Source organism: Amycolatopsis sp. CFH S0740 (genome assembly GCF_004522315.1).
In the GTDB taxonomy this organism is placed as follows: Bacteria; Actinomycetota; Actinomycetes; order Mycobacteriales; family Pseudonocardiaceae; genus Amycolatopsis; species Amycolatopsis nivea.
In genome coordinates, this window is sequence record NZ_SDLS01000005.1 from 253,086 (window position 1) to 271,506 (window position 18,421).

The window sequence follows — 18,421 nt, forward strand, 5'->3', positions numbered from 1 at the left end:
CTGACCTGCGTTGCGCAGCCCTAGTCCCGCGCGTAAACCCGCTTCCCCCCGAACCACGTCTCCCGCACCGTGATCCCGGCCAGTTCATTCGCCGGAGTCTTGAACGGATCCTGGTCCAGCACCACGAAATCCGCCGACTTGCCCGGCGTCAGCGACCCCGTCACGTCGTCCAGTCCGCACGCGCGGGCTGAGTTCAGGGTGAACACCTGGATCGCCTCGGCCAGCGTGATCGCCTGCTCCGGCCACAGGCTCCCGGGGTGCTTGCCGTACGGGTCCTGCCGCGTGATCAGGCCCTCGATGCCTTCCCACGCGTTCGGGGATTCGCTCACCGGCCAGTCCGAACCCCCGGCGACCAGAGCGCCGGTGTCCAGCAGCGTCCGGTTCGGCTGCATTCGCGCCGCGCGTTCGGCGGGGATCACCTGGGCGATGGCGTCCGGGATCACGCCGGGCACCCAGAGGAACGGCGAGATGTCCGCCGACACGTTGAGCGTCGCGAACCGCTCCAGATCGTCCGGGTGGATGAATTGTCCGTGCGCCACTTGGATTTTCGTCGTGTAGTCGCCGCGGGCGCGGAGATTGCCGGCAGCGTCCAAAGTGGCCCGGACGGCAGCGTCGCCCGCGCAGTGGATCTTCGCCGAAAGCCCGGCCGCGACGGCGACGTCCAGCCACTTCGCGAGTTCCTCCGGCGGCATCGTGGTGTCGCCGCAGAAGCACTCGTGGTGCAGGTACGGCTCCAGGAACGCCGCGGTGTGCGCGGGCGGGGTGCCGTCGAGGAAGATCTTCACGAAGTCCGGCCGGTGGTGCTCGCTGCGGTACGCCGCGGCCCGGTCGAGCAGTGGTTCGCCGATCGGGTCCGCGCCGAAGATCGGGTCGTTGACCAACATCGACGACACCACCCACGCGGCCAGTTCGCCCGCGTCGTCCAGCGTCTTCAGCGCGGCGAGGATGTCGAGGGTGGCCCCGGCGTCCTGGAACGCGGTGATGCCGTACGAGTGCAGGATCGCGATCGCCCGCCGCGACGCTTCGGCGTGCTGTTCGGCGGTGAGCGTGCGCGTGTCCCGCATCGCCCGCTCCACCGCCAAGCCCGCGGTCTCGATCAGCAGACCGGTCGGTGCGCCGCTGTCGAGGTCGCGGTGGATCGTCCCGCCGGTCGGGTCCGGAGTGGCTGCGGTGATCCCGGCCAGTTCGAGCGCCCGGCTGCTCGCCCACCGGTTGTGCCTGCTGTCCTCGATCAGCACCACCGGACGGCCGCCCGCCGCCTCGTCCAGCGCCCGCCGCACGGACTCGTGACCGAGTTCGGGGGCCAAAGTGGACGGCCAGGCGCCGCCGACGACCCATTCGTCCGGACCGAGCCCGGCCGACCATTCCCTGACCGCGGCGAGGATTTGGTCCAGGCCCGCGCCGCTTTCCAGGCGCAGCTCGAACAATTCCCGCCCGGCGAGGGCGTGGTGGCTGTGCACGTCCACGAATCCCGGCAGCACGAACGCGCCGCCGAGATCGACGACCTCGGTGTCCGGACCGGCCTCGGCGGTGCTCACCCGGCCGTTCTCCACCGCGAGCGAGGCCGCCCACGGCCGATCTTCGTCCACTGTGTACACAGTGGCGTTGGTGAGGAGCAGTTCAGGCGCCACGGGTCACTGTCCAGCGGGGTCGTAGTCCGGCGAATAGACAGTGTTGCTGAGCAGCCTGCCGTACGCGCCGAAGGTGAAGTGCGTCGGCGACTTGCCGTCCTCGCCCAGTCCGAACAGCGAACCGTGCGACCGCAGTTCCCGCACGTTCCGGTGGTCGGCCACGGTCACCGACGCGCACGGGATGACCTTCTCGCGCCAGGTGAACACGTAAATCCCGGGCCGGATCTGGTAGACGGAGTTCTCGTCGGTGTCGGCGAGACCGCGCTCCGGGCCGGAAAGGCACTGCCAGGTGTACCAGTGCGGGGTGAGGTAAACGTGCTCGTACGCGTGCTCTTCGCTGTAGACCCACTGCACGCGGCGGCCGATCAGCGCGGTGCTGGGCGCGATTTCCTCGCCGTGCGCCTCGCGGCCCTGGATGGTCGCAGGACGGAACCGTTGCGTCACCCGGGGAAGTCCGTCGCCGATCGTGCTCGTGACGACGAGCGCGCGGCCCTGGCGCACGTCCAGCAGCAGGCTGTACGAGGTTTCCGCGCCGGGGTGGAACTGCACGTAGAACAGTCCGGCGTCGACGAGGAACGTCTCGGAAGCGGTCTCGCCGGTGGCGCCGTCCTCGTTCCACGACGCGCGGCCGCCGGTGAAGCTGATCGAGAACGTGCCGCCGTCGGCACAGTCCAAAGTGAACGACTGGTTGTCGAGATCGTCCACAGTGGCCGCTTTGTTGGCGTCGAAGCCGGGGGCGAGCCCGTCGAGCGGGAGCCAGGTGGAGGTGTCGGACAGATTGGTCGCGGGCATGGAGCCTTCCTCAGTGTTCGCAGTGGCCGTGGGCGGCCGAGGGCAGGTCGAGTGCCGGGTTCCGGTCGCAGAACCCGTAGGGGCGCACCATGAATCCGGAGTAGTCGACCGGCATGACCGGCCAGTCCTCCGGACGCGGGATGTGCGTGGGGCCGAAGACGTGCCACAGCACGACGTCGGTGTCGCTGACGGAGCGGTCGGCCGCGGTCCACGCGGGCAGACCGGCTCCGCCCGGGTGCGCGTTGGGGCGGTCGCCCGCCGGGAAGCGTTCGTCGGGCGCGTAGGGCGTGACCCACAGGTGGTTCGTGGCGAACGTCGCGCGCTGGTACACCGTCGATTCCGGTTGTGCCATCAGGGTTGCCGACGGCCGCGGCACGAGCTGGTACGCGGTCGGCGCGCCGAGCCGGTTGGTGTGCTCGGTGCTGCGGACTTCCCACACCCGCGCGGTCGCCGGGTTCGCGTGCCGCTTCGCTTCCTGTTCGGTGCGCAGTTCCGTGGCCTTCCAGGTGAAGGCGTTGCCATACGGGTTCTTTTCGCCGACCGGAATGCCGACAGCGTCCACTTCGTACACCGAGTTGCGCTGACCGTCGACGGCGAAGTCGAGCCGCGCGCAGAACAGGTGCTGGTGCACCGGCGCGAACAGGCCGGGCGCGATCTCGGACGCGTGCGGACTCGCGGACCCCGGCTCGCCCGCGCCGGAGAAGACGATCCCGGTCGCCTTGGCTTCGCATTCGATGGTGCCGTCGAGGTAGAGATACCAGAAGAAGCCGTAGTCGTAATTGCCGATGGTGGAGATCGACGAGATCACCAGCCGGCGCGAACGGCGGACCTCGGCCTTGCCGTCCAGATCCGTGTGCTTCCACAGGATCCCGTAGTCCTCCTCGTGCATGCAGATCGCGTTCGGCACGCGCACCGGCTGGCCGTGGTCGTCGGCGAGGAAGGCGTCGAAGTAGTGGATCACGCCGAGGCAGTCGCAGCCGAGGCGCAGGCTGTTGCCGTTCTTGCCGAGCAGGTATTCGCCGGCGTCGAAGTAGCTGATCCAGAACCGGCCGATTGACGTATCACCGTAGGGAACAACCATCTCAGGCACCGACGCGCGGTACAGCACCGAGCGGTCCTGGAAGGTCAGCTGGTGCAGGGTCAATCCCTCGCGCGCGTTGAACCCGACGCGCAGCTGCCAGCCCTCCCACGTCACGAGCGAGCCGTCGACCTGGAAGCTCGGGCCTTCCGGCTGGGTGATCTCGATGGGCTTGAGCGTCGTGCGCGCGGGGTGGTGCCCGTACCGGCCGGAGTCCTCCGGGACCGGGGTGTCGCCCTCGTCCTCGACCCGCAGGACGCGCTGTTCGGTCAGGTTGAGGTGCGCGACCAGGCCCTCGACCGGATGCGCCCACGGGCTGTCGGTGTCGTCCTCGCGCAGGAAGGTGAGCGAACGGATGACCCGGCCGGTCTCGTCCTCGCGGCCGAAATAGCCGGGGGCGAGCGGCGCGCAGAACGCGTGCTCGATGCGGTCGCCGAGGCCGCGGCGCTCCATGGCCGCCCGCCATTCCGGCGAGGCCTTCGTGACGGCCTCGGCCAGGTCGTACTCCTCGAAGAGATACGGGGGCTGGCCCTCGCCGCACTTCTCGTGGCTGACCAGCTCACCGGCGGTCACCGACACGACCGCGTCGGCCGATTCGCCGGTCGCGGTGTCGAGCAGGGTGAACTGGATCCGGCGGTTGGCCGGGGCGCCCGCCAGCACGGCGGCCTTGTCCGGCTCCACCGGGAGGACCTGCGGAAACCGCGTCGTCTCGGTGATCAGCCCCTGTGCCTCCAGCACGGCCCGGCCTGCGGCGAGCTCGTCGGCGGTCAGCGGGTCAAGGGGGTGCGGGTGTGCGTTGCTCATGGTGTCCCTTCGCGCTCCTCGCCGCAGTGTTCGCGGTGCCCCGGGGACAGCGGTAGCCGGGACCCGGGGGTCGTGCGGTCGCTGACAACAAGGATGCACTCGTTGCCAATCCCCGCAGGCGCCGTTGCTGCAGGATTGCCGGATGCGACTCGACCTCGACGGCAAGGCCGTGCTGATCACCGGAGCCGCGTCCGGGATCGGGCTGGCCTGCGCGCGGGCGTTCCTGGACGAGGGCGCGCGGGTCGGGATCCTCGACCGGGTCCGGCCGCCGTCGCTGCCGGGGGACGTCGTCGCGGCGCGGGCGGACATCACCGACGAGGACCAGGTGGCCGCGGGCGTGCGGCTCGTGGCGGAGTCGTTCGGCGGGATTGACGTGGTAGTCGGCTGCGCTGGGATATCAGGACCGGTCGGACGGCCGCTCTCCGAGACCAGCGCGGCGGACTTCACCTCGGTGATGGCGGTGAACGTGCTGGGCCAGTTCCTGGTCGCGAAGCACGCCCGGCCGTGGCTGGGAGACGGGAGTTCGATCGTCCTCCTGGCCAGCGATTCGGCCTTCGTGTGCGCGCCGGGGATGGTGCCCTACTGCGCGTCGAAGGGCGCGGTGGTGTCGTTGGCGCGGGCGTTGTCGGTCGAGTTCGGCGGCGTCCGGGTCAACTGCGTGTGCCCGTCGGTGGTGGACACGCCGATGGCGCGAGGGGATCTGGGGGACCTGCTGGACGAACCGGGGTTCCCGGTCCAGGCGGCCGGGGAGGTCGCCCAGCAGGTGGTGTATCTGGCTTCCGCGCGGGCGCGGACGGTGAACGGACAGGCCTTGCTCGCCGACTTCGGCTATTCGGCTCGGTCTGGGTTTCCTGCTTGAAAGGGAGAAATGACGATGGCAGACACGCGGGTCGTGGCGATTACCGGCGGAGGGACGGGCATTGGGGCTGCGGTTGCTCGGCGGTACGCCGGCGAAGGCGCACAGGTCGTGGTTCTGGGCCGGCGGCGCGAGCCGCTGGAGAAGGTCGCTGCGGAGACTGGCGCGCACGTGATCGCCGGCGACGCCAGCGTCCGGGAGGACGCGGAAGCGGCGATCGCGGAAATCGTCGAAAAGTTCGGGCGGCTGGACGTGATCGTGGCCAATGCCGGCGGGCACGGGCTGTCTTCGGTGGTGGACACCGGCGACGAGGAATGGGAGATCGCGCTCCGGTCCAATTTGTCCAGTGCGTTCGTGTTCTGCCGCGCTGCGTTGCCTTCTCTCGTGCAGAGCGGCGGGCAGGTCGTCATCGTTTCTTCGCTGGCCGGGTTGTTCGCCGGGCCCAATGTCGCCGGGTACACGGTGGCGAAGCACGCGCTGATCGGGCTGACCCGGTCTATCGCTCGGGATTACGGGCCGCGCGGGGTGCGGGCCAACGCGGTGTGCCCGGGCTGGGTGCGGACGCCGATGGCGGACGGGGAGATGGAACAGTTCGCCGAGGCGGCCGGGTTCGACGGCGGGCACGACGAGGGGTACCGGCGGGTGACCGCCGAGGTGCCGCTGCGGCGTCCGGCCGAACCGGAGGAAATCGCTTCCATCGTGCGGTTCCTGGGCTCGTCGGAGTCCTCGTACATCACCGGGGCCGTGCTGGTCGCGGACGGCGGGGCGCACGCGGTCGACTTGCCCACCTTGGCCTTTGAGCGCGCCGGGATGGGGTCGTAGAGCCGCTGGGGTTGGGCGGCACCGCTGACGTGCTGCCCGACTGAGGTACGTGAGGGGAACCCTGACGGAATCAGATTCCCTCAGGGTTCCCCTCACGTACCTCAGCGCAGGCAACGCCGCATCCGTTCGCGACGGCCGGGTCAGCTTGATTCCGCCAGGGTCCGCAGCCATTTCGTGAGCAGCTGGGTTTCCGTCGCGCCCAGAATCTCCGGGTTCGCCGCGGCGTGCTCCAGCACGCGGTGGATTTCGGCGGACCGGTCCCCGGCCGCCGAGGTGCCGGTGATCGCGGCGATCGCGCCTTCCCGCACCGCCACGGACAGCGGGCGGTCTTCCTCGGCGAGGATGATCTGCCGCAGCGTGACGCCGATGTTCGCCACCAGGATGTGCGCGGCCGCCTGGTCCGGCGGGACCGTCAGGCGGCCCTGGTCGGCCGCCGCCTTGGTCAGGGCGCGCAGCATCGCGCTGGGGCGTTCTTGCGCTTCGGGGGCGTGGCCGGGGTGCACCTGGCCGTACATGAGCGTGTAGAAGCCGGGGTTCGCGATTCCGAACGCGACGTGGGCGTCCCAGCCGTCGCGCAGGTCCTGGATCGGGTCGCCGGACGGCTCGTGCGCGCCCTTCTCCGCGAGGTACAGGTCGAAGCCGCGCTCGACGACCGCGTCCAGCAGGCCCTGTTTGCTGCCGAAGAAGTGGTACAGCGTCGGCATTTTCACCCCGGCTTGGGCACAGATCGCGCGCAGCGAGATGTCCTCGCCCGGCGTCGCGGCGACCTGTTCGGCGGCGGCGTCCAGGAGCCGGGTCCGTGTATCCGCGTTCGCAATCTGTGTCACACCGCTATGGTAGCCGCTATTGCACTGCTACAGTGATACATATCAGCGATAAAGAGATGGAGGGGTCCTCATGACCGACCACACCCTCAAGGGCAAGAACGTCCTGGTCGCCGCCGGGGCGAAGAACCTGGGCGGGCTCATCAGCAGGCAGGCCGCCGAGGCCGGCGCGAACGTGGCGATCCACTACAACTCCGAGTCGACCCGGCCGCAGGCGGAGGAGACGCTCGCCGCGGTCGAGGCGGCGGGCGGCAAGGGCGTCGTGCTCACCGGCGACCTCACCGTCCCGGCGAACGTGGAGAAGCTGTTCGCCGACGCGGAGGCCGCGCTCGGGAAGATCGACGTCGCGGTCAACACGGTGGGCAAGGTGCTGCGCAAGCCGATCACCGAGACCACCGAGGACGAGTACGACTCTATGTTCGACATCAACTCGAAGGCGGCCTACTTCTTCATCAAGGAAGCGGGCAAGAACGTCGCCGACGGCGGCAAGATCATCACGATCGTGACCAGCCTGCTCGCGGCGTTCACCGACGGGTACTCGACCTACGCGGGCGGCAAGAGCCCGGTCGAGCACTTCACCCGCGCCGCGGCCAAGGAATTCGCCCCGCGCGGGATCTCGGTCACCGCGGTCGGGCCCGGCCCGATGGACACGCCGTTCTTCTACGGCCAGGAAACCCCGGAACGGGTGGAATTCCACAAGTCGCAGGCGATGGGCGGGCAGTTGACGAAGATCGAGGACATCGCCCCGATCGTGTCGTTCCTCGCGACGTCCGGCTGGTGGATCACCGGGCAGACTATCTTCGCCAACGGCGGCTACACCACCCGCTGAGCAACGACAGCAAGGGAAACGCCATGTCCGAAGTGGAGATTCCGGAACCGGTGGCGTCGTTCGTCGACGCGGTGAACCGGCACGACGACGCCGCGTTCCTGGACGCGTTCACCGAAAAGGGCGTCGTGGACGACTGGGGCCGGTCGTTCGCCGGGCGCGCCGAGATCAAGGGGTGGAGCGACGTCGAGTTCATCGGCTCGCGCGGCGTCCTGACCCCGGAGGAGGTCACGGTCTCCGGCGGCACCGTCACCGTTGTCGGGGATTGGCGCAGCAATCACGCCAACGGACGGTCGAAGTTCGTCTTCGCCGTCGAGGGCGACCGGATCGCCAAGATGACCATCCGGGAAGGCTGACCGGCCGGGGCGTGGGCGTCCCACCGCGGAACGCCCACGCCCCGGGTCAGTTGGTGCCCAGATACGCCTGGTGCAGCGTGTCCGGCTGGTCCAGCAGGGGCTGCGACTCCCCGGCGTAGGTGACCCTGCCGGACGAAACGACCACGGCTTCCTGCGCGACTTTCAGCGCCAGGTGGGTGAACTGTTCCACCAGGAGGATCGCCGCGCCCGCGTTGGCGAATTCGGTGACCGCCGGGAGAAGCCGGGTGAAGACGGCCGGGGCCAGGCCGAGCGACATCTCGTCGATGAGCAGGAACTTCGGTTTCGCGGCGAAGGCCCGGCCCAGCACCACCATCTGCTGCTCGCCGCCGGACAGCAGTGCGGCGGGCGAGTTCTTGCGTTTCTCCAGTTCCGGGAACAGGGCGAGGACTTCTTCCACGCCGGCCGGGGTTTTGGCGGTCAGGCGCAGGTTTTCCAGGACGGTCAGGCTGGCGAACACCGCCCGTCCCTGTTCCACGTGCGCCAGTCCGAGCCGCGCTCTGGCTACCCGCGAATGTTTCGTGACATCGGTATGTCCAATGTGGATCGCTCCGGATGCCGCCGGGATCACGCCGGACAGGGCTTCCAGCAGACTGGTCTTGCCCGCTCCGTTGGGGCCGACCAACGCGGTGATCTTGCCCGGTTCCAGTGTCATTCCGACGTCGGCGATGACTGGGCCCGCACCGCGCGCGACGGTCAGGTTCTCGATTCGCAGCGTGCTCACAGCATCTCCGTTTCGCCAAGGTAGGCTTTCAGAACCGCCGGATCCGCCAGCACTTCTGCCTGCGGGCCGCTCGCCAGCACCTCGCCGAAGTCGAGCACGGTCAGCGTGTCGCAGACCGACCGGACCAGGTCCAGGTCGTGTTCGATGATCAGCACCGAGACGCCGAACCGGGCCGGGACCTGCCGCAGGCGTTCGCCGAACGCGACGTGTTCCTCGTGCGGGAGACCCGCCGCCGGTTCGTCGAGGAGCAGCACCTGGGGCTTGGCCATGAGGTGGCCGACGACTTCGACCAGCCGGCGCGCGCCCACGTCGACGCGGTCCAGCGGCGTCGCGGCCGGCGGGCAGCCGAAGAACTCCAGCGCGGCAGCGACTTCGGCGGCGTCCGGGCGTCGGCGGGCGACGAAGCGGACGTACGCCTCGATGGTCAATCCCGCCGGGACTCGGTCTTGCTGGAAGGTTCGGCGCAGACCGGAGCGGGCTCGCTGCGTCGGATTGCCGGTGAGCGGACGGTCGGCCAGTTCGACGGTTCCTTCCGCTTGCGGCAGGAAGCCGCTGATGGCGTCGACCAAAGTGGACTTTCCCGCGCCGTTCGGGCCGATGACGCCTAGGACTCCGCCCTTCGGAACGGCCAAGTCCACTCCGGACAGTGCTTTCACTTGTCCGAAGGTGACACTCAGACCCCGGACGACCAGCACCGGTTCACCCGGCGGCAGTCGCGGAGGTTCTTCGTCCAGCGCAGTGATTTGAACCCCAGCGCTGGCCCTCGAGCGACGCCGCCACAGCTCGCGGATCGCGGTGCCGAGGTTGCCGCGGCCGGCCAGTGCCTGGATGCCGAGGAGACCGAAGATCACGTAGCCCCAGTCTTGCGGGACTCCCCATCGCTTCAGCAGCTCCGGCACCGCGACCCACAGGACCGCGCCGAACACTGCCATGTCAATCAAGTGTGCACCGGACATGATCGCCAGCACGTACAACGCCAGCGACTGCAGCGGGGCGAAACTGGTGGGGAACGCGAAGCCGACCTGTGCGGTCAGCAGGCCGCCGCTGATGCCGCCCAGAGTGGCGCTGACCGCGAAGGCCGACAGCTTGGCCGTACGAACGCTGGCGCCTGCCGCCGCGGTGCCGCGCTCGGAGAACGCCACCGCGGCCCAACTGCTGCCCCACGGGCCGCGCCGGAGGAAGTGCACGAGCAAGGCACAGACGATCAGGACGATGATGCACATGAGGAAGTACGCGTTGTCGTCGGCCACAAAGGACGGACGGTCCACCGAGACGCCGTCCGTGGTGCCGGGGAACTGGATTTCCACCAGGGTGACGTCGGCGGCCGCGGCCAGGCCGAGCGTCACCACCGCCAGGTTGATCCCGCGCAGGCGCAGCGCCGGGAGTCCGATGAGGACACCGACGACACCGGCGGCGAGACCGCCCAGCAGCAGCCAGAAGAAGAAGCCGCCGGGTGCGCCGGCTTTGTTCAACGCGGAGACGACCCACGCGCCGATCGCGCCGAAGGTCAGCTGGCACAAGGAAATCATCCCGGCGCTGCCGGTGACGACACCCAGGCCGAGCAAGGCGATCGCGGCTACGACGACGCTCACGCCGAGGTAGGCGAAGTAGCCGTTGAGGCCGACGGTCAGGCCGATTCCGACCAGCACCGCGACCACCGCGACGACCAGTGGGGTTCCGAAGCGGGACACTGCGCCCCGGTCAGCGAGCTGCATCCCACACCTCCTTGCGCTGAGACCACACGAGCAGGCCGACGATGGCCAGGAACGGGACGAAATTCCGCACTACCGAAAGCTGGTCGACCTGCGCGAGCGCGCCCTGCAGCATGCCGAGCACGAGTCCGCCGGCGACGGCGAGGTCCAGCCTGCGGAACCCGCCGAGCAGAGCTGCCGCGGCCGCGGGCACGACCAGCATGGACAGCGAGGTGGCGTCGTTCGACTGGGACGGGGCGACGATCACGATGATGACCGTGCTGATCAGCCCGGTGGCGCCCCACACGGCGGCACTGAGACGTTTCGCGGGGATGCCTAACAGCTCAGCTGTCGTCGGGCGTTCCGACAAAGCACGCAGTGAGATGCCAACGGGTGTCTTTGTCAGGATCAACCGCGCGGCGAAGGCGATCACCACCGCCAGCACGACGGTCACGACCGTCACCTGGCTGATCACCACGCCGCCGACGGTGAACGCCGGACCGGCCAGCAACGCCTGGAACGGCTGCGGTTTGTTGCCGAACAGGATGAACGACAACGAGATCAACAGCAGCAGCACCGCGACGGTGACCGCCGAGCGGGTGCCGGTGCCTGCTTCGGCGAGCCACGTCGAGACGACCCAGCCGATCAGCACGCTCAGCACCCCGCCCAGCAGCACGCCGAGCACCACCGCCAGCCACTCCGGCAGTCCGCCGTGGACGGACAGCGCCACCCCGACGTAACTGCCGAACATCCCGGTGGCCGCCTGCGCGAAGTTGACGACCCGGACCAGCCGCGACATCAGCGTCAGGCACACCGCCAGCACCGCGTAAAGCCCGCCGGCGGCGAGCCCGGCCAGCGCTCCCTGCACCATTGCAGTCTCCTCTTTCCAGAGCGGATCGGGTCAGCGCCGCGGAATCCGCAGCCAGTCGGTACCGGCGATCTCCCACCGGTTCGTGCCCGTCGCGAGCTTCACCGGCCAGCCCGCGATGTTGTCGTGGTGCGTCTGCCCGGGGCCGAACACGTACGGCGTGCCGACCATCGGATCGGAGATCGGCTTCATTTCGCGCAGCGCCTTCGTCACCGATTCCCGCGTGATGTCGCCCGGCATGCCTTCCAGCACCTTCAGGAAGTACTTCGCCGCGAGGTAGCCGCCCTGGCTGAACGAGGTCAGCGGAATGTTGTTGCGGGTCATGAGATCCCGCCACTCCTTGGTGCGCGGACTCGACGGATCGGTGAACGGGTAGAACTCGGCGGGCACGTAAACGCCCTTGCCCGCGTCGGAAACCGCCTTCGCGTACTGTTCACTGTAGACACTCGTGAGCAGCAGCCAGGTCACGTCTTTCCAGCCCTGTGCCTGCGCGGCTTTCAGCTGGCCGATCGAGTCAGGCTCCACCGGGTTCACTGTCACCGCTTTGCATCCGGCCGCGCGCGCCTTGACGATGTAAGGCGTGTAGTCGGAACCGTTGTACGGCACGGTCGCGTCGACGTACTTCAGTTTCTTGCCGGTGATTTTCGACCATTCATCGATGGCCGCGCGGTAGTATGGCAACGTGTTCCCGGCGATTTCCAGCAGTGCGCACATGTCCTGCAGGTGCAGCACTTCGGAGCCGTACAGCAGGGTCAGCGTCATGTCGTGGAACGGCCCGACGTTGGCCGGCCCGATGTTCGGGCTGGTGAAGCACGACGGGTCGACGCCGATGCCGGAGATGGAGAGGACTTTTTCCTGCTGGTAGTACTTGGCGTTGATCTGGCATTCGATGAGGCTGGACGAACCGACCAGCGCCACCGCCTGGTCGCCGCCCACGATTTCGCGGGCCGCGGCCGCCGCGGCGGCGGGGTCGCCCTTGTCGTCGATGGCGTGGTATTCGATCTTGCGCCCGTGCACGCCGCCCGCCGCGTTCGCCGCGTCGAAGACGGCCTTGGCGGCCTGGGAGGATTCCGGGAAGGTGGCGGGACCGCTCAGCGCGTTGACCGAGCCGACCACGATCGGTCCGTTCGGATCGGCGGTGCCCGCGCAGCCCGCTGCGACCAGCGTGACGAGCACGGCCGACGCGAGCGCGGGCAGGAACTTTCTCATCATGGCTCGGCTTTCCGGTCCACAGTGACCAGAGGGGGAGGGGAGAGAGAACAGGGGCGGTGCCGAGGGAAGGACCGGCACCGCCGTGGCGCGGGAGGCTCAGTCGGTCGCCGCGGCGACCGGTGCGGAATCGACGATCTGCTCGAAGCTCGCGACCTTGTCGCCGTCGAACTTCCACACATGCGCCACGCGCGCGGTGAAAGCCTTGCCGGACTTGCGGTTCGTGCCGGTGTACGTCCCGAGCCCGACGATCGAATCACCGGCGTCCAGCAGTGCGGACAGGGAGAACTGGTAGCCGTCCCAGTCGCGGGCGATCGCCTCGAAGACGTTGCGCCGCACCTCGTCCGGTCCGGTGTAGGTGCCCGCGTAGGGGAATCCGGCGGCCTCGGTCCAGGTGGTCTCGGGGCCGATCGGCGCGAGCATGCCGTCGAGGTCGCCGCGGTCGCTCGCCTCGTAGTGCGCGGTGATCACGTCCAAATTGGACACAGGGAAACTCCTCTTTAGACAGGCTGGACGTCGGGGTAGCTGATCGAGCCGAGCGGGTAGATGTGCCCGCCCGCGCGGGAATGCTCGGACCGGCCGTCGCCGGTGATGCCGAGGAAAACGCCGGTGGTGCGCAGGTCGTAGCCGAGGTCGTGCAGCCACACGCTCGCCACCGCGATCCGGAACTCCCGGAAGCAGAACAGGTACAGGCCGTCGGCGAACTTCCAGACGGTCGACATGTCCACGTCGCCGTGCCCGCGCTGCACGCCCTCGACGCACTGCCAGCAGTAGCGTTCGGAGGAGAGGTAGACGTGCTCGTACAGGTGGTTCGGGCTGTAGCGGTACACGTTGCGCTTGCCGATGAGGTCCCGCGACGGCCCGGGCACGTCGCCGGTCGGCTCGCCGCCGTCGGTGGTGCCGGCGTGGAAGGCCTGCGAAACCCGCGGCGTGCCTTCGATGTCCTCGTCGCCGATCACCGACCGGATGGTCATCGCGCGGTGCGTGGTGGTCGAGTAGACGATCGTGAGGGCTTCGCCTTCGACGCTCGTCAGCGGCAGATTCACGAAGAAGACGTCGGGACGCACGGCGACCGCGTCGTACGGGTCCTCGACGCCGTTGAGCGTGAGCCGTTCGCCGTCGAGGAACCGCAGCTCGAGCTTCGCGCCGTCATCGAGCGTGACGGTGAGCTCCCGCCCGGTGAGGTCCGCGTTGGGCAGCCGGTAGGTGTCGATCCCGGCGGCGAACTCGTCGTAGGTGCGCCATTCGTCAGGGGAAGGGTCGGACATGCCCATCATGCTCGCCGCGCCCCGGCCCGGGAGCGAACGTTCGTGCGCTGGCGGGCAACTGCCGGACGCTCGCGGTCAACCCCTCGTGAGTGTTTACGCCGGTTCTAACCGGCATAAACACTCACGACGCCCGCGCCCGCAGCTCGCTCGGCGACTGTGCGAAGGCCGCCCGGAACACCCGCGAAAAGTGCGCCGCGTCGACAAATCCCCACCGCGCCGCGATTGCCGCCACCGGACGGGCCGCCAGCAGCGGATCCCGCAGATCCCGGCGGCAATGCTCCAACCGCCGCTGCCGGATCCACCCAGCGACGGTCGTCCCCTGCTCCTGGAACAACCCGTGCAGATGCCGCGTCGAAATGTAATGCTCCGCGGCGATCTGCGCCGGACCGAGATCAGACCGCGAAAGATTGGCATCGATGTAACTGCGGATCCGCCGCATCAGGTCGTGGTGCGGGTCGGCCGCCGTGCGGTCCAGGTCGAGTTCGGTGGCCAGCATCGTGGTCAGCAGATCGACCGCGTTGTGGGCCAACCGCACGCCCACCGGGCTCGTCAGCACGTCCAGATTCCCGCCCAGCTGCGCCAGGAACGGCACCACGACGTTGCCGACCCCTTCGCGTCCGGACATCCGCACCGCGGTGAGCTGACCAACGAGGTCGCGTGGCAGGTCAACCTGCTGCTGCGGGAACATCAGCACCAGCGTCCGGAAATTCTCTTCGAACACGAGAGAGTACGGCCGGTTCGTGTCGTACAGCGCGACGTCGCCGGGCCGCAGCACGGCTTCGCGGCCGTCCTGGGTGAGGATGCCGGTGCCGGCCAGCATGACGCTCAGCTTGTAGCACGGGCGGTCGGCGCGGGCGATGAGTTCCGGCGTCCGCTCGACCGCGTGCGGGGACGCGGTGATCTCGGTGAGCGCGATCTCGCCCGCCTCGTGCGTGCGGAGCCTGCCGTGGAAGCGGTCGCGGTGCTCGGTGCTCACCTGCAGCGGCACGAACGATCGCAGGACAGCGGACCGGAACTCCGTGAAGTCCTGCGCGACCGTGGTCGGCGTCTGCAAGATAGCCGTCATCGTGTCACCTCTCCGTCGAAGTGCCGGTACCGCTGCGTGCCCGGGGAAGGGACCTGGCGCCCCTTCCCCGGACGGGACGCACCTTAGACCTGTTCGCCCAGTTTGAAACCCTGGTCGGCCCCGTCGGCGCGGGTGTAGGAGAACCCGTCCGCGCCGATGGTCACGTCCATTTCCTTCGTTTCCGTGCGCTCGACGACCTCCTGGAGCTTGCCGTCGAGGTCGAGCACCCGCGAGGCCTCGGTGTACCAGCTCGGCACCACCGGATTGCCCCACCAGTCGCGGCGCTGGTTGTCGTGCACGTCCCAGCTGATCACCGGGTTGTCCGGGTCGCCGGTGTAATAGTCGTGGGTGTAGATCTCGATCCGGTGCCCGTCCGGGTCACGCACGTACAAATAGAACGCGTTCGACACGCCGTGCCTGCCGGGACCGCGCTCGATCTGGTCCGATTTCCGCACCGCGCCGAGGTGGTCGCAGATGTGCAGGATCTGATGCCGCTCGTGCGTCGCGAACGCGATGTGGTGCAGGCGAGGGCCCGCGCCGCCGGTGAGCGCGACGTCGTGCACGGTCGGTTTGCGGAACATCCACGCCGCGTACACGGTGCCCTCGTCGTCCACGATGTCCTCCGACACCCGGAAGCCGAGGCCCTCGTAGTACTTCCGCGCGGCGGGAACGTCCGGCGTGTTCACGTTGAAGTGGTCCAGCCGCGACAGCGCGCCCGGGCCGTGCACGTCGTAGCGCTGGGTGAAGCGCTCGACGTGTTCGGCCTCGTAGAAGAACTCGATCGGGAAGCCGAGCGGGTCCAGCACGCGCACCGCTTCGCCGATGCCGCGCGTGGTTCCCGCCGGGACGCGGCGCACCTCGACGCCGAGTTCCCGGTAGTACGCCTCGGCGACGTCGAGCTCGCCCTCGCCGCGCACGCGATACGCGAGCACGGCCAGCGCCGGTTCCGCGCCCTTGCGCAGGATCAGCGAGTGGTGCAGGTATTCCTCGAACGCGCGCAGGTATATCGCCTGGTCGTCCTCGTATGTCACGACGAGGCCGAGAACGTCCACATAGAACTCTCGCGACGCCTTCAGGTCGCTGACGATCAATTCCGCGTAGGCGCAGCGGATGACGTCCGGCGGGGTCGTGGTCATGCCTTGTCCTTCCCGGCCCCGAAGCGCGCCGTGTGCACGTCGCCGAGCGTGATGTGCACGGCCTGCTGTTCGGTGTAGAAGTCGATCGAGCGGTAGCCGCCTTCGTGGCCGAGGCCGGACGCCTTGACCCCGCCGAACGGTGTGCGCAGGTCGCGCACGTTGTGCGAGTTCAGCCAGACCATGCCGGCGTCGATGCTCTGCGCGAAGTTGTGCGCGCGGGTGAGGTCGGCGGTCCAGACGTAGGCGGCCAGGCCGTACTTGACGTTGTTGGCCAGCTCGAGCGCTTCCTCGTCGGTGTCGAACGGCGTGATCGCCACGACCGGGCCGAAAATCTCCTCCTGGAAGATCCGCGCGTCCGGCTTCACGTCGGCGAACACCGTCGGGGCCACGTAGTTCCCGGTGTCCAGCCCCTCCGGACGGCCGCCGCCGGCGAGCAGTTTCCCTTCCGTCTTGCCGATTTCGACGTAGCTCATCACCTTGTCGAAGTGCTCCGGGTGCACCAGCGCGCCGACCTCGGTGGCCGGGTCGTGCGGGTCGCCGACCACGATGTTGCGGGCGCGTTCGGCGTAGCGGGCGCAGAACTCCTCGTAAATCGGGCGCTCCACGAGGATCCGGCTGCCCGCCGTGCAGCGTTCGCCGTTGAGCGAGAAGACGCCGAACAGCGTGGAGTCCAGCGCCGCCTCGAAGTCCGCGTCGGCGAACACGACGGCCGGGGACTTGCCGCCCAGCTCCATCGACATGCCCTTGAGCCCGGGCGCGCAGTTGCGGAAGATCGTTTCGCCGGTGGTGGTTTCGCCGGTGAACGAGATCAGCCGGACGTCCGGGTGCTTGACCAGCGCGTCGCCCGCTTCCTCGCCGAGGCCGTTGACGAGGTTGAACACCCCGTCCGGCACGCCGGCCTCGCGGAAGATGTCCGCCCACAGGCTCGCCGACAGCGGTGTGAACTCGGCGGGCTTGAGCACCACGGTGCAGCCGGACGCCAGCGCCGGCGCGAGCTTCCAGCTCTCCAGCATGAACGGCGTGTTCCACGGCGTGATCAGCCCGGCGACGCCGACCGGCTTGCGGTTGACGTAGTTGACCTGCTTGCCGGGGACCTTGTAGGTGTCGTCGGCCTGCGCGACGATCAGGTCGGCGAAGAACCGGAAGTTCTCCGCCGCGCGCTGCGCCTGGCCGAGCGCCTGCTTGATCGGCAGGCCGGTGTCGAAGGTTTCCAGCTCGGCCAGCTGCTTGTCGCGGCTCTCCACGAGATCGGCGATCTTGTTGAGGATCCGGGCGCGCTGACGCGGCGGCATCTTCGGCCACGGCCCGTGGTCGAACGCCTCCTTCGCCGCGGCGACGGCGAGGTCGATGTCCTCGGCCTTGCCCGCCGAAGCCGTCATGTACGGCTTGTTCGTGACCGGGTCGAGCACCTCGAAGGTCTCGCCCGAGACGCTGTCGGCCGGCGCTCCGCCGATGTAGTGGCGGATGTGCTCCGGCAGGTTCTCCGGAACGTAGTGCGCGGTCATGGTCACTTTCCTTCCACGGTGAAGCCGTCGACGGGCGAGAGGTACTGCTCGCCCTGGCGCATCAGTTCGGTGATCCGGGCGATGCCCGGTTCGGTCGGGGTGATCAGCGGCGGGCGCACGAAGCCCGACTTGATCAGGCCGCGCTGCTCCAGCACCCACTTGCCCGGCGCCGGGTTGGTCTCGACGAACAGCAGGTCGACCAGCGGGTGCAGGCCGTAGTGGATCTCGCGGGCGCGGTCGAAGTCGCCCTCGGTCCACGCGCGGTACATCTCGGCGCTGGCGGCCGGGGCGATGTTCGCGGTGGCGCTGACGAAGCCGGTGCCGCCGAGGGAAAGCAGCGGAAGGCACAGCAGTTCGATGCCCGACCAGACGAGCAATTCCTTGCCGCACAAGTGAAGTACGCGGGAGAAGTGCTCGAAGTCCTTGGTGGTCTCCTTGATCCCGACGAAGTTGTCGAAATCGCGGAACAGCCGCGCGACTGTCTCCGGCGCGAGGTCGACCGACGTCCGGCTCGGCACGTTGTAGGCGACGATCGGCAGGTCCGGGAATTCCTTCGCGACCGTGGCGTACCAGCGGTAGAGCGCTTCCTGGGTGGGCCGCGCGTAGTACGGGGTGATGATCAGCGCGGCGTCGATGCCCGCGTCGCGTGCTTCGGAGGTCAGTTCCAGCGTCTCGTCGAGCTTCGCCGAACCGGTGCCGGGCATGAACGGCACCTTGTCGTCCACCGCCTTGGCGACCGTGCGGATCGTCTCCGCGCGCTCGGCCAGCGTCATCGCGCCGGGCTCGCCGGTGGAACCGCCGATCGAGACGCCGTGCGAACCGGACGCGAGCTGCCAGTTCACCAGGTTGGCCAGGCTGTCGTGGTCGACGGCGCCGTCGGCGGTGAACGGGGTCATCAGCGGCGCGATCGAGCCGGTGATGGCGTTCGGGGTACTGCGGAACCTCAT

The 18,421-nt window shown here is 68.7% G+C and carries 18 protein-coding genes; 4 read left to right on the forward strand and 14 right to left on the reverse strand.

Going from position 1 to position 18,421, the window contains the following annotated elements; translation table 11 throughout:
* Positions 1-20: 20 nt before the first annotated feature.
* From EIZ45_RS11590 to EIZ45_RS11600, 3 genes are read right to left on the reverse strand one after another with little or no spacing between them, the layout of a single operon-like run.
* A complete protein-coding gene (locus EIZ45_RS11590) occupies positions 21-1,631 on the reverse strand; it encodes an amidohydrolase (protein ID WP_134664936.1) in 1,611 nt (536 codons plus the stop codon).
* Positions 1,632-1,634: 3 nt separating this feature from the next.
* Positions 1,635-2,423 carry a molybdenum cofactor biosynthesis F family protein gene (locus EIZ45_RS11595; protein WP_134664934.1) on the reverse strand — a complete coding sequence of 263 codons (789 nt, stop codon included), beginning with the start codon at positions 2,421-2,423 and terminating at the stop codon, positions 1,635-1,637.
* Positions 2,424-2,433: 10 nt separating this feature from the next.
* Positions 2,434-4,305, reverse strand: a complete 1,872-nt coding sequence (locus tag EIZ45_RS11600) for a primary-amine oxidase (RefSeq protein WP_134664932.1) — start codon at positions 4,303-4,305, stop codon at positions 2,434-2,436.
* Positions 4,306-4,447: 142 nt separating this feature from the next.
* Between EIZ45_RS11600 and EIZ45_RS11605 the strand changes: the two genes are divergently transcribed.
* Both EIZ45_RS11605 and EIZ45_RS11610 read left to right on the forward strand, forming a co-directional pair.
* Complete coding sequence (locus tag EIZ45_RS11605) at positions 4,448-5,164, forward strand: SDR family NAD(P)-dependent oxidoreductase (protein WP_037817781.1); 717 nt, start codon at positions 4,448-4,450, stop codon at positions 5,162-5,164.
* A gap of 15 nt (positions 5,165-5,179) precedes the next feature.
* On the forward strand, positions 5,180-5,983 hold the full coding sequence (locus EIZ45_RS11610) for an SDR family NAD(P)-dependent oxidoreductase (protein ID WP_037817998.1): 804 nt from the start codon (positions 5,180-5,182) through the stop codon (positions 5,981-5,983).
* Between the two features lie 140 nt (positions 5,984-6,123).
* Here EIZ45_RS11610 and EIZ45_RS11615 read toward each other — a convergent pair whose 3' ends face one another.
* The gene (locus tag EIZ45_RS11615) at positions 6,124-6,810 is read right to left on the reverse strand and encodes a TetR/AcrR family transcriptional regulator (RefSeq protein WP_037817783.1); all 687 of its coding nucleotides are present in this window, start codon (positions 6,808-6,810) and stop codon (positions 6,124-6,126) included.
* Between the two features lie 70 nt (positions 6,811-6,880).
* On the opposite strand from EIZ45_RS11615, the gene EIZ45_RS11620 reads away from it, so the two are divergent.
* Together EIZ45_RS11620 and EIZ45_RS11625 are read left to right on the forward strand one after the other, a co-directional pair.
* Entirely contained in the window at positions 6,881-7,636 is a 756-nt protein-coding gene (locus tag EIZ45_RS11620) for an SDR family oxidoreductase (protein WP_037817784.1), read from the forward strand.
* Between the two features lie 23 nt (positions 7,637-7,659).
* On the forward strand, positions 7,660-7,989 hold the full coding sequence (locus tag EIZ45_RS11625; RefSeq protein ID WP_134664930.1) for a nuclear transport factor 2 family protein: 330 nt from the start codon (positions 7,660-7,662) through the stop codon (positions 7,987-7,989).
* Between the two features lie 46 nt (positions 7,990-8,035).
* Here the strand turns inward: EIZ45_RS11625 and EIZ45_RS11630 are convergent, their stop codons facing one another.
* From EIZ45_RS11630 to dapA, 10 genes are all read right to left on the reverse strand, one after another.
* Entirely contained in the window at positions 8,036-8,731 is a 696-nt protein-coding gene (locus EIZ45_RS11630) for an ABC transporter ATP-binding protein (RefSeq protein WP_037817788.1), read from the reverse strand.
* On the reverse strand, positions 8,728-10,446 hold the full coding sequence (locus tag EIZ45_RS11635) for an ATP-binding cassette domain-containing protein (RefSeq protein ID WP_134664928.1): 1,719 nt from the start codon (positions 10,444-10,446) through the stop codon (positions 8,728-8,730). Before EIZ45_RS11635 ends, EIZ45_RS11630 begins: the two co-directional genes overlap by 4 nt.
* On the reverse strand, positions 10,433-11,293 hold the full coding sequence (locus tag EIZ45_RS11640) for a branched-chain amino acid ABC transporter permease (RefSeq protein ID WP_043836415.1): 861 nt from the start codon (positions 11,291-11,293) through the stop codon (positions 10,433-10,435). The genes EIZ45_RS11635 and EIZ45_RS11640 overlap by 14 nt, the downstream gene beginning before the upstream one ends.
* A gap of 30 nt (positions 11,294-11,323) precedes the next feature.
* Entirely contained in the window at positions 11,324-12,502 is a 1,179-nt protein-coding gene (locus EIZ45_RS11645) for an ABC transporter substrate-binding protein (RefSeq protein WP_235146988.1), read from the reverse strand.
* A gap of 96 nt (positions 12,503-12,598) precedes the next feature.
* The gene (locus tag EIZ45_RS11650; RefSeq protein WP_037817792.1) at positions 12,599-12,985 is read right to left on the reverse strand and encodes a nuclear transport factor 2 family protein; all 387 of its coding nucleotides are present in this window, start codon (positions 12,983-12,985) and stop codon (positions 12,599-12,601) included.
* A 14-nt stretch (positions 12,986-12,999) separates the two neighbouring features.
* The gene (locus EIZ45_RS11655; protein WP_043836487.1) at positions 13,000-13,767 is read right to left on the reverse strand and encodes a MoaF C-terminal domain-containing protein; all 768 of its coding nucleotides are present in this window, start codon (positions 13,765-13,767) and stop codon (positions 13,000-13,002) included.
* A 121-nt stretch (positions 13,768-13,888) separates the two neighbouring features.
* Positions 13,889-14,833, reverse strand: a complete 945-nt coding sequence (locus EIZ45_RS11660) for a helix-turn-helix domain-containing protein (protein ID WP_134664926.1) — start codon at positions 14,831-14,833, stop codon at positions 13,889-13,891.
* Between the two features lie 83 nt (positions 14,834-14,916).
* Entirely contained in the window at positions 14,917-15,969 is a 1,053-nt protein-coding gene (hpaD, locus tag EIZ45_RS11665) for a 3,4-dihydroxyphenylacetate 2,3-dioxygenase (RefSeq protein ID WP_134664924.1), read from the reverse strand.
* The gene (gene hpaE, locus EIZ45_RS11670) at positions 15,966-17,474 is read right to left on the reverse strand and encodes a 5-carboxymethyl-2-hydroxymuconate semialdehyde dehydrogenase (RefSeq protein WP_134664921.1); all 1,509 of its coding nucleotides are present in this window, start codon (positions 17,472-17,474) and stop codon (positions 15,966-15,968) included. The genes hpaD and hpaE overlap by 4 nt, the downstream gene beginning before the upstream one ends.
* 2 nt (positions 17,475-17,476) lie before the next feature.
* Entirely contained in the window at positions 17,477-18,421 is a 945-nt protein-coding gene (gene dapA, locus EIZ45_RS11675) for a 4-hydroxy-tetrahydrodipicolinate synthase (protein ID WP_037817798.1), read from the reverse strand.

Coding starts and splice junctions, on each gene's coding strand:
- EIZ45_RS11595 (WP_134664934.1), bottom strand. CDS start 2,423: ATGCCCGCGACCAATCTGTCCGACACCTCCACCTGGCTCCCGCTCGAC.
- EIZ45_RS11600 (WP_134664932.1), bottom strand. CDS start 4,305: ATGAGCAACGCACACCCGCACCCCCTTGACCCGCTGACCGCCGACGAG.
- EIZ45_RS11605 (WP_037817781.1), top strand. CDS start 4,448: ATGCGACTCGACCTCGACGGCAAGGCCGTGCTGATCACCGGAGCCGCG.
- EIZ45_RS11610 (WP_037817998.1), top strand. CDS start 5,180: ATGGCAGACACGCGGGTCGTGGCGATTACCGGCGGAGGGACGGGCATT.
- EIZ45_RS11620 (WP_037817784.1), top strand. CDS start 6,881: ATGACCGACCACACCCTCAAGGGCAAGAACGTCCTGGTCGCCGCCGGG.
- EIZ45_RS11625 (WP_134664930.1), top strand. CDS start 7,660: ATGTCCGAAGTGGAGATTCCGGAACCGGTGGCGTCGTTCGTCGACGCG.
- EIZ45_RS11635 (WP_134664928.1), bottom strand. CDS start 10,446: ATGCAGCTCGCTGACCGGGGCGCAGTGTCCCGCTTCGGAACCCCACTG.
- EIZ45_RS11640 (WP_043836415.1), bottom strand. CDS start 11,293: ATGGTGCAGGGAGCGCTGGCCGGGCTCGCCGCCGGCGGGCTTTACGCG.
- EIZ45_RS11645 (WP_235146988.1), bottom strand. CDS start 12,502: ATGATGAGAAAGTTCCTGCCCGCGCTCGCGTCGGCCGTGCTCGTCACG.
- EIZ45_RS11655 (WP_043836487.1), bottom strand. CDS start 13,767: ATGTCCGACCCTTCCCCTGACGAATGGCGCACCTACGACGAGTTCGCC.
- EIZ45_RS11660 (WP_134664926.1), bottom strand. CDS start 14,833: ATGACGGCTATCTTGCAGACGCCGACCACGGTCGCGCAGGACTTCACG.
- hpaD (WP_134664924.1), bottom strand. CDS start 15,969: ATGACCACGACCCCGCCGGACGTCATCCGCTGCGCCTACGCGGAATTG.
- hpaE (WP_134664921.1), bottom strand. CDS start 17,474: ATGACCGCGCACTACGTTCCGGAGAACCTGCCGGAGCACATCCGCCAC.
- dapA (WP_037817798.1), bottom strand. CDS start 18,421: ATGAGGTTCCGCAGTACCCCGAACGCCATCACCGGCTCGATCGCGCCG.